The organism is Actinomycetes bacterium (genome assembly GCA_035506535.1).
Lineage (GTDB): Bacteria > Actinomycetota > Actinomycetes > DATJPE01 > DATJPE01 > DATJPE01.
On the sequence record DATJPE010000007.1, the window covers coordinates 19152 to 27670 of the forward strand.

General features: G+C 72.7%; 9 protein-coding genes. 7 read left to right on the forward strand and 2 right to left on the reverse strand.

The genetic code is table 11. The features are described 5' to 3' along the window. Nucleotides 1-24 precede the first annotated feature (24 nt). The 4 genes from dop to prcA all read left to right on the forward strand — a co-directional run bounded on the left by dop (nt 25) and on the right by prcA (nt 3396). A complete protein-coding gene (gene dop, locus VMI11_01305; GenBank protein HTY71044.1) occupies nt 25-1542 on the forward strand; it encodes a depupylase/deamidase Dop in 1518 nt (505 codons plus the stop codon). 70 nt (nt 1543-1612) lie between these two features. Continuing rightward, nucleotides 1613-1840 carry a ubiquitin-like protein Pup gene (locus VMI11_01310; GenBank protein ID HTY71045.1) on the forward strand — a complete coding sequence of 76 codons (228 nt, stop codon included), beginning with the start codon at nt 1613-1615 and terminating at the stop codon, nt 1838-1840. Next, nucleotides 1837-2676, forward strand: coding sequence for a proteasome subunit beta (prcB, locus tag VMI11_01315; GenBank protein HTY71046.1), 840 nt, complete (start codon nt 1837-1839; stop codon nt 2674-2676). Before VMI11_01310 ends, prcB begins: the two co-directional genes overlap by 4 nt. A gap of 24 nt (nt 2677-2700) precedes the next feature. Continuing rightward, on the forward strand, nt 2701-3396 hold the full coding sequence (gene prcA, locus VMI11_01320) for a proteasome subunit alpha (GenBank protein HTY71047.1): 696 nt from the start codon (nt 2701-2703) through the stop codon (nt 3394-3396). Here prcA and VMI11_01325 read toward each other — a convergent pair. Continuing rightward, the gene (locus VMI11_01325) at nt 3382-4377 is read right to left on the reverse strand and encodes a hypothetical protein (GenBank protein HTY71048.1); all 996 of its coding nucleotides are present in this window, start codon (nt 4375-4377) and stop codon (nt 3382-3384) included. The two genes, prcA and VMI11_01325, sit on opposite strands and share 15 nt — an antisense overlap. Nucleotides 4378-4457: 80 nt before the next feature. Here VMI11_01325 and pafA point away from each other — a divergent pair, with 80 nt between their 5' ends. Together pafA and VMI11_01335 are read left to right on the forward strand one after the other, a co-directional pair. Further along, entirely contained in the window at nt 4458-5819 is a 1362-nt protein-coding gene (gene pafA / locus VMI11_01330; protein ID HTY71049.1) for a Pup--protein ligase, read from the forward strand. 95 nt (nt 5820-5914) lie between these two features. Then, nucleotides 5915-6958 carry an FKBP-type peptidyl-prolyl cis-trans isomerase gene (locus VMI11_01335; GenBank protein HTY71050.1) on the forward strand — a complete coding sequence of 348 codons (1044 nt, stop codon included), beginning with the start codon at nt 5915-5917 and terminating at the stop codon, nt 6956-6958. 13 nt (nt 6959-6971) lie between these two features. Here the strand turns inward: VMI11_01335 and VMI11_01340 are convergent, their stop codons facing one another. Then, nucleotides 6972-8054, reverse strand: coding sequence for a DUF3866 family protein (locus VMI11_01340; protein ID HTY71051.1), 1083 nt, complete (start codon nt 8052-8054; stop codon nt 6972-6974). Between the two features lie 40 nt (nt 8055-8094). Here VMI11_01340 and VMI11_01345 point away from each other — a divergent pair. Next, nucleotides 8095-8519 (forward strand): WYL domain-containing protein (locus VMI11_01345; protein HTY71052.1); only part of this gene is annotated, 425 nt, incomplete at its 3' end.

The window sequence follows — 8519 nt, forward strand, 5'->3', positions numbered from 1 at the left end:
CGAGCCGGGTCGTAGGCTCGTGACGTGACCGTGCGCCGAGTCATGGGCCTGGAGACCGAGTACGGCATCTCCGTACCCGGCCAGCCCACGGCCAACGCCATGCTCGCCTCCTCGCAGGTGGTCAACGCCTACGCGGCCGCCACCGCGAGCCGGGGCCGGCGCGCCCGCTGGGACTTCGACGAGGAGAACCCGCTTCGCGACGCCCGCGGCTTCGACCTCAGCCGCGACCTGGCCGACGCCAGCCAGCTCACCGACGAGGAGGTCGGGCTGGCCAACGTCATCCTCACCAACGGTGCGCGGCTCTACGTCGATCACGCCCACCCGGAGTACTCCGCCCCGGAGGTCGTCTCCGCCCTCGACGTGGTCCGCTGGGACAAGGCCGGCGAGCTGGTGATGGCGGAGGCCGGCCGCCTCGCCTCCAGCCTGCCCGGCGCGCCGCTGATCACGCTGTACAAGAACAACACCGACAACAAGGGCGCGAGCTACGGCTGCCACGAGAACTACCTCATGCCGCGCGAGACCCCCTTCGCCGACATCGTGCGCCAGCTGACCCCCTTCTTCGTCAGCCGCCAGGTGGTCGTGGGCTCGGGACGGGTCGGGATCGGCCAGGACGGCCGCGACCACGGCTTCCAGCTCAGCCAGCGCGCCGACTACTTCGAGGTCGAGGTGGGCCTCGAAACGACCCTGAAGCGGCCGATCATCAACACCCGGGACGAGCCCCACGCCGACCCCACGAAGTACCGACGCCTGCACGTCATCATCGGCGACGCGAACCTCTCCGAGATCTCGACCTACCTGAAGGTCGGCACGACCTCCCTCGTGCTGTCGATGATCGAGGCGGGACACCTCGACGACTCGATGCTGCTCGCGCGCCCGGTGACCGCGCTGCACGAGGTCTCCCACGACCCCAGCCTGAAGCACCTGGTGGAGCTGGCCGACGGGCGGCGGCTCACCGCGCTGCAGATCCAGACCGAGTACTGCGAGCAGGCCCGCAAGTTCGTGGCGGACCGCTACGGCGCCGACGCGGACGCGGAGACCCTCGACGTGCTCGCCCGCTGGGAGTCCGTCCTGGACCGACTCGCCGACGATCCCGTCCGCTGCGCCGACGAGCTCGACTGGGTGGCCAAGTACGTCCTGCTCCAGGGGTTCCGCGACCGCGACGGGCTGGACTGGTCGGCGCCGAAGCTGCAGGCGGTGGACCTGCAGTACAGCGACGTACGTCCGGAGAAGGGTCTCTACCACCGGCTGGTCCGGGCGGGGCGGATGAAGCGGTTGCTCGCGGACGCCCTCGTCGAGACGGCGGTTGGCGAGCCGCCGGAGGACACCCGGGCCTACTTCCGCGGCGAGTGCCTGCGGCGCTACGCCGACCAGGTCGTGGCCGCGTCGTGGGACTCCGTCATCTTCGACGTCCCTGGCCGCGACTCCCTGCAGCGCGTTCCCACCCTCGAGCCGCTCCGGGGCACCAAGGCCCACGTGGGGGGTCTGCTCGAGCGCAGCAAGGACGCGACGGCGCTCGTCGACGCGCTCACCGGAGGTCAGTGACCGGGCGACTTCCCCGGATAGGGTCGGCCCCAACAAGTCGAGCACCGCAGGGTGAGTCCCGGAGGAGCAGATGGCGACGAAGGACACGGGTGGGCAGGAACGGGCGTCCCGCTCCGCCGAGGACACCGCGGCCGAGACCAGCGAGGCCAGCGAGCAGGACGCGACCGCGGCGGCGGCCGCCGAGCGCAAGGCCGAGCTGGACGCCGACGTCGACGCGATCCTCGACGAGATCGACGAGGCACTGGAGGAGAACGCCGAGGAGTTCGTCCGTGGCTTCGTGCAGAAGGGCGGACAGTGAGCGAGGCGCTGAGCTCCGGCGGGCGCCTGCCGGCCGCCTTCCTCGAGGTGGGCACCTCGTCGTTCACCGAGTTCCTGGGCTCCTACGCCCCTGAGCTGCTGCCGGGGCGCCGCCCGCTGCCGCCGGGCACCCTCGAGACCCCGCACGCGACCACCATCGTGGCGGCGACCTTCGACGGCGGGGTCCTGATGGCCGGCGACCGCCGCGCGACGATGGGCAACATCATCGCCCAGCGCGACATCGAGAAGGTCTTCCCCGCCGACGAGTTCTCCTGCATCGGCATCGCCGGCACCGCGGGGCTGGCCGTCGAGCTCGTGCGGCTGTTCCAGCTCGAGCTCGAGCACTACGAGAAGATCGAGGGCACCACGCTGTCCATCGAGGGCAAGGCCAACCGGCTGGCCGCGATGGTCCGCGACCAGCTCGGCATGGCCATGCAGGGCCTGGCGGTCGTCCCGCTCTTCGCCGGCTACGACAGCGTCAGCGGGTACGGGCGGATCTTCTCCTACGACGTCACCGGCGGGCGCTACGAGGAGCACGCCTTCTACTCCGTCGGCTCCGGGGCCCTGTTCGCCCGCGGGGCCCTCAAGAAGCTCTACCGAGACGACCTCGACGCCTCGGAGGCGGTCGCGGCCTGCGTCCAGGCGCTGTACGACGCCGCTGACGACGACTCGGCGACCGGTGGGCCGGACCTGACCCGCGGCATCTTCCCGGTCGTCGCCACGGTCACCGCTGACGGCTACCGGCGGATCCCCGACGACGAGATCGGCGCCGTCGTCCGCTCGGTCGTCGAGGCGCGGGGCACCCGCCCCGACGGCCCCATCGCCCCGCTCACCTAGCGCAGCCCAGGAGAGGCCACCCCCGTGTCGATGCCCTTCTACGTCTCGCCCGAGCAGGCGGTCAAGGACAAGGCGGACTACGCCCGCAAGGGCATCGCCCGCGGCCGCAGCGTCGTCGTCGTGCAGTACAAGGACGGGATCCTCTTCGTCGCCGAGAACCCCTCCCGTGCCCTGCACAAGGTCAGCGAGATCTACGACCGGCTCGCCTTCGCCGCCGTCGGCAAGTACAACGAGTTCGAGAACCTGCGGGTCGCGGGCATCCGGCTGGCCGACGTACGCGGCTACTCCTACGACCGGCGCGACGTGAGCGGCCGCGGCCTGGCCAACGCCTACGCGCAGACGCTCGGAACGATCTTCACCGAGACCCCGAAGCCCTACGAGGTCGAGATCGTCGTGGCCGAGGTGGGGGATCGGGCCGAGGACGACCAGCTCTACCGGCTGACCTTCGACGGCTCGGTCGGGGACGAGCACGGCTACGTGGCCATGGGGGGCCAGGCGGAGGCGATCTCGACCGCGCTGGAGTCCGCCTACACCGACGGTCTGGAGCTGGGGCCCGCGCTTCGCCTGGCGGTCCGGGTCTTGGCCGAGCACGGCGCCGCGGAGGCGCGCGAGCTCGGACCGGAGCTGTTGGAGGTCGCGGTCCTGGACCGTACGCGCGCCGCCAGCCGCAAGTTCCGGCGCATCGCCGACGACCGCCTCGCCCAGCTACTCGCCGGCTGAGACGAGCTCCGCGAGCAGCTCCGACTCGCGCTCGGGGCTCAGCCCCGCCCGCCGGTAGCGCATGAGGCCGCGCCGGTGCTCGTCGGCGAGCACGTCCGTCGCGGACTCGGTGACCGAGCGGCGGGTCAGCCCGGCCGCCAGCGCCGCCGCCCCCGACCGGGTCGCCATGCCCGCGTGGTCCGCGGGCAGCCACAGCGGCAGCGACTCCGGCCCCGCCCAGTGCTCGACGTCGTGCTCGCTCAGCCACTCCGGCGAAGCGGCCACCTGCTCCCCGCTGAAGCCGGCCACCTTCGCGCAGACGCCGAGGACGTCGGCCAGGCGCTGGGTCGACCCGACGGTGTCGTAGACGCCGACGTCCCCGCGCCCGAACTCGTCCACGAGCCAGGCGGCCAGGTCCCGGGTGTCGAGGACCTGGACCGGGGAGTCCGGGGCGTCGGGGACCAGCACCCGGCCCCCCCGCGCGAAGCGGGCCGGCCAGTAGCCGAAGCGGTCGCTGACGTCGCCCGGCCCGACGAGCAGGCCCGGACGAGCGATGAGCAGCCGGCCGCCGAGGGCTGCCTGGGCCGCCAGCTCGCAGGCGACCTTCATCTCGCCGTAGAACGACAAATCGTCCTCGTCGCCGTCCTCCGGGAAGGGGTCCCGGAGCGGCTGGTCCTCGGTCCCGCCGACCAGCGAGAGGTCGGCGTAGACCGATGCCGAGGAGACGTAGGTCCAGTGGCCGGCGAACGGGCCGACGGCCTCCAGCGCCGCCCTGGCGTGGGAGGGGGTGCTGGTCACGTCGACGACCTCGTCCCAGAACAGCCCCGCGACCTCGTCGTAGGCGTCGGCCTCCTCGCGGTCGGCGATCACGTGGTCGATCTCCGGCGGCGGCTCACCGGCCATGCCGCGCGTCAGGCACGTCACGGAGTGCCCGAGGTTGAGTGCCTCGAGGGCGATCTGGTGACTCAGGAAGCGGGTCCCGCCGAGGATGAGCACGTCCACGCGGACAGCATGTCCTACCGTGGGGGCACGGCGTCGCAGGGAGGCCGTCGACTGGGGTCGGCGACATCGGGAGGCGGACCATCGACCGGCGCATCTTCGGGCTCGAGAACGAGTACGGCGTGACGTGCACGTTCCGCGGCCAGCGGCGGCTGTCACCGGACGAGGTGGCGCGCTACCTCTTCCGGCGGGTCGTGTCGTGGGGTCGCTCGTCCAACGTCTTCCTGCGCAACGGCGCGCGGCTCTACCTCGACGTCGGCAGCCACCCGGAGTACGCCACCCCGGAGTGCGACTCGATCGTCGACCTGGTCGTCCACGACAAGGCCGGCGAGCGCATCCTGGAGGGCCTGCTCGTCGACGCCGAGCGCCGCCTCGCCGAGGAGGGCATCCCGGGGGACGTCTACCTGTTCAAGAACAACACCGACTCGGCGGGCAACTCCTACGGCTGCCACGAGAACTACCTGGTCGCGCGGGCAGGCGACTTCGGCCGGATGGCCGACGTCCTGATCCCGTTCCTCGTCACCCGTCAGCTGGTCTGCGGGGCCGGGAAGGTGCTGCAGACCCCTCGGGGCGCGGTCTACTGCGTCAGTCAGCGCGCCGAGCACATCTGGGAGGGCGTGTCCTCGGCCACCACCCGCTCGCGGCCGATCATCAACACCCGCGACGAGCCGCACGCGGACGCCGAGCGCTACCGGCGCCTGCACGTCATCGTCGGTGACTCGAACATGGCCGAGCCGACCACCCTGCTCAAGGTGGGGGCCACCGACCTCGTCCTGCGCATGCTCGAGAACGGCGTCGTCATGCGCGACCTGTCGCTGGAGAACCCGATCCGGGCGATCCGGGAGATCAGCCACGACACGACCGGCCGGCGCACGGTGCGCCTGGTGAACGGCCGCGACGCATCGGCCTTGGACATCCAGGGCGAGTACTTCACCCGGGCGAGGGACTTCGCGGCCCGCCGCGGCATCGACGAGGGGCTGGTCAAGCGGGTCCTGGATCTGTGGGAGCGCACCCTGACCGCGGTCGAGACCGGCAACCTGGCCCTGGTCGAGCGCGAGATCGACTGGGTCGCCAAGTTCCGGCTGATCAACCGCTACATGTCCCGCCACGGGCTGTCGCTGGCCTCCCCGCGCATCGCGCAGCTCGACCTCGCCTACCACGACATCGACCGCCGGCGCGGGCTGTACTACCTCATGGAGCGCAAGGGACTGGTCGAGCGGGTGACCCGCGACCTCGATGTGTTCGAGGCCAAGTCCGTGCCCCCCCAGACCACCCGGGCGCGGCTGCGCGGGGAGTTCATCAAGCGGGCCCAGGAGAAGCGGCGCGACTTCACCGTCGACTGGGTCCACCTCAAGCTCAATGACCAGGCGCAGCGCACCGTGCTCTGCAAGGACCCGTTCCGCTCCGTCGACGACCGCGTCGATCGCCTCATCGCCTCCATGTAGGGCCCGCGCGGGTCGTTTGGGTTCCTCTCAGCCGCCCCGGTTACCGTGGGGCCGTCCGGCCCCGGGCAACCCGGGTCACTTGCCGAAGGGTTCCCGTGCGCCTGTCCTCCTCCCTCCGCCGTCCCCTGATCGTCGCCGTGCTGCCGGCCGCGCTGCTCCTGGCCGCCTGCGGCGGGTCCTCCAGCACCGGGTCCTCCGGCTCGGGGTCGAGCGCGTCCAGCTCGACAGCCACCTCCACCGGCGCGTCGGCGGGGGCGTCGACGGCGACATCGGCGTCGCCCACGCCGACCTTCGCGGTGGGACCGGGCCCCACACCCACGGTCACCGGAGCCTTCGACACCAACCCGACGATCACCCTGCCGGCGGACACTCCCTCGAAGAACCTCGTGGTCAAGACCCTGATCCAGGGCAACGGGCCGACCGTGAAGGCGGGCGACCTCCTGGTCGCCGACTATGTCGGTGAGGTCTGGAAGGCCTCGACCAAGGCCTTCGACAGCTCCTTCGCCCGCGGCGTGCCCGCCGCCTTCCCGATCGGTACCGGCCAGGTCATCCCTGGGTGGGACAAGGGCCTGGTCGGCGTCAAGGTCGGCAGCCGGGTGGTCCTGGTCATCCCGCCCGCGGCCGGCTACGGCTCGGCCGGGCAGTCCTCGGCCGGGATCACCGGCACCGACACCCTCGTCTTCGTCGTCGACGTGCTCGGCCACTACGACGGGAGCGGGCGCGCCCACGGCACGGCCACCAACGCCTCGCTCGCGGGCCTGCCCACCGTCACCGGCGCGGTCGACGCGGCCCCCAAGGTCACCGTCCCCGCCGAGACCGCTCCGCCCACCAAGGCCCGCGCGATCGTGCTGGTCAAGGGCGACGGCCCGCCGGTCAAGAAGAAGAGCCTGGTGATCGCCCAGTACGTCGCCGTCGGCTGGGACAACACCGCCGTCGCCGACACCTGGAGCGCCAACCTGCCCGGCGGCCTGTCGGTCGGCATGGGGGGCACCACCACGAACTTCGACCCGCTGATCGGGCTCCCGGTGGGCAGCCGGGTGCTGCTGCTGCTCCCCGCGCCCTCCGGTCAGGACCCGACGACGACGAGCATCGCGGCGGTCATCGACATCGTCGCCAACGTGCAGTCCAAGAGCGCCTGAGGGTCGGCCGCCCTCACGGCCCGCCGACCAGGGCGGCCGCGTGCCGGCCGGCCGCGGCCGCCGCGAGGAAGGCCGCAGGGTCCTCATCCAGTCCGCGCCCCATCGTCGACAACGGGACCGGGCACGCGCGCAGGTGCTCCAGCAGGCCGGCCACGTCGACCGGCACGAGGCGATGGCGCTCGCCGAGGGCGGCCGCCTGGCGTGACACCAGCGCACCGAGGTCGGCGAGCTCGTCGGACAAGCGCGGGACCGCGACGTCGGCGGGCACGAGCGCGACCCGCCCATAGGCCGTCAGCGCGTGGTGGCTCACCCCCCGGTGCCGCGGCCGCTGGTCGGCGCCGGAGACGCGCAGCGTGGCCACTGGGCGGCCGCCGAGCACGCCCGCCGCGTTGACCGCCTCCCCGGCCGCCACGCCCGAGAACCCGAACCGGGTCCCGGTGCCGAGGTTGCCCGGGCCCTGTGCCACCACGGCCACGTCGGCCCCGAGGACCAGCCGAGCGGCCAGCAGGCCGGTGTGCAGGCTCACCGCCTCGACGTCCCCGCCGTAGGCCTGACCAGTGGTGACCGTGCCGGCCAGCCAGCCGGCCTCAGCCAGGCCGGCCACCGTCCGGCTGAAGGCGAGGGGCAGCGCCGCACCGTCGGTGCAGACGTAGACCGCCCGCGCCGCCGGCCGGTCGGCCAGCAGGCCGCTCAGCACCGCCGGGAGAGCGGAGTGCAGGTCCGCCACCACGACGGGCAGGCCGGCGAGGTCGTCGGCGTCGCGCAGCGCCTCGTGCCAGGGGCCGTCCTGCTCGTCGGCGCCCCGGACGCACACCTGCAGCGGGGTGTAGCGGGCCTTGACCAGGTGGCCGGGCGGGTCCACGTCGGGCGGGAGCCGGTCCGGCAGAGCGACGACGACGGCGTACCCGCCGGTGCCCAGACCCAGCGCCAGCGCCGTGGTGTTGAGCAGCGCGGCATCGCCCACGGCCGGGTCGCCGACGACGTCGACGTAGGCGAGCGCCGGGAGCCGGCCCTCGGCGGTCTCGACCTCGACCTCGGCGACACCGGCCCACGGATGGTGGACTGCGGCGACGACACCTCGACGCCACTGGATCACGCACGAACGGTAGCGCCGGGTCCGGGTAGGTTCGCTTCCCGTGACGGCTGCGCGGACCGAGCGCCTGCTCGAGGTGGTGCTCTGCCTGTCGCAGACCCGCACGTACGTCACCAAGGTGCAACTGCGCGAGGCCATCGAGGACTACAGCCGATCGCCGAACGACGTCGCCTTCGAGCGTCAGTTCGAGCGGGACAAGGCGGACCTGCGCGACCTCGGCGTCCCCCTGGAGACCATCGGCGAGCCGGGCGAGGAGGGCTACCGCATCGACCTGCGCTCGGCGGCGCTGCCCCCGGTGAGCTTCACCCCCGAGGAGGCCGCCGTCCTGGGCCTGGCCCGCCGCGTCTGGCACGCCGAGGGCGCTCCGGCGGCTGACCGGGCACTGCGCAAGCTGGAGGCCTCCGGCGTGGAGCTGGACAGCGGTGCCCTCGCCGCGGTCGAGCCGCGGTTGATCGGGGGCGAGCAGGC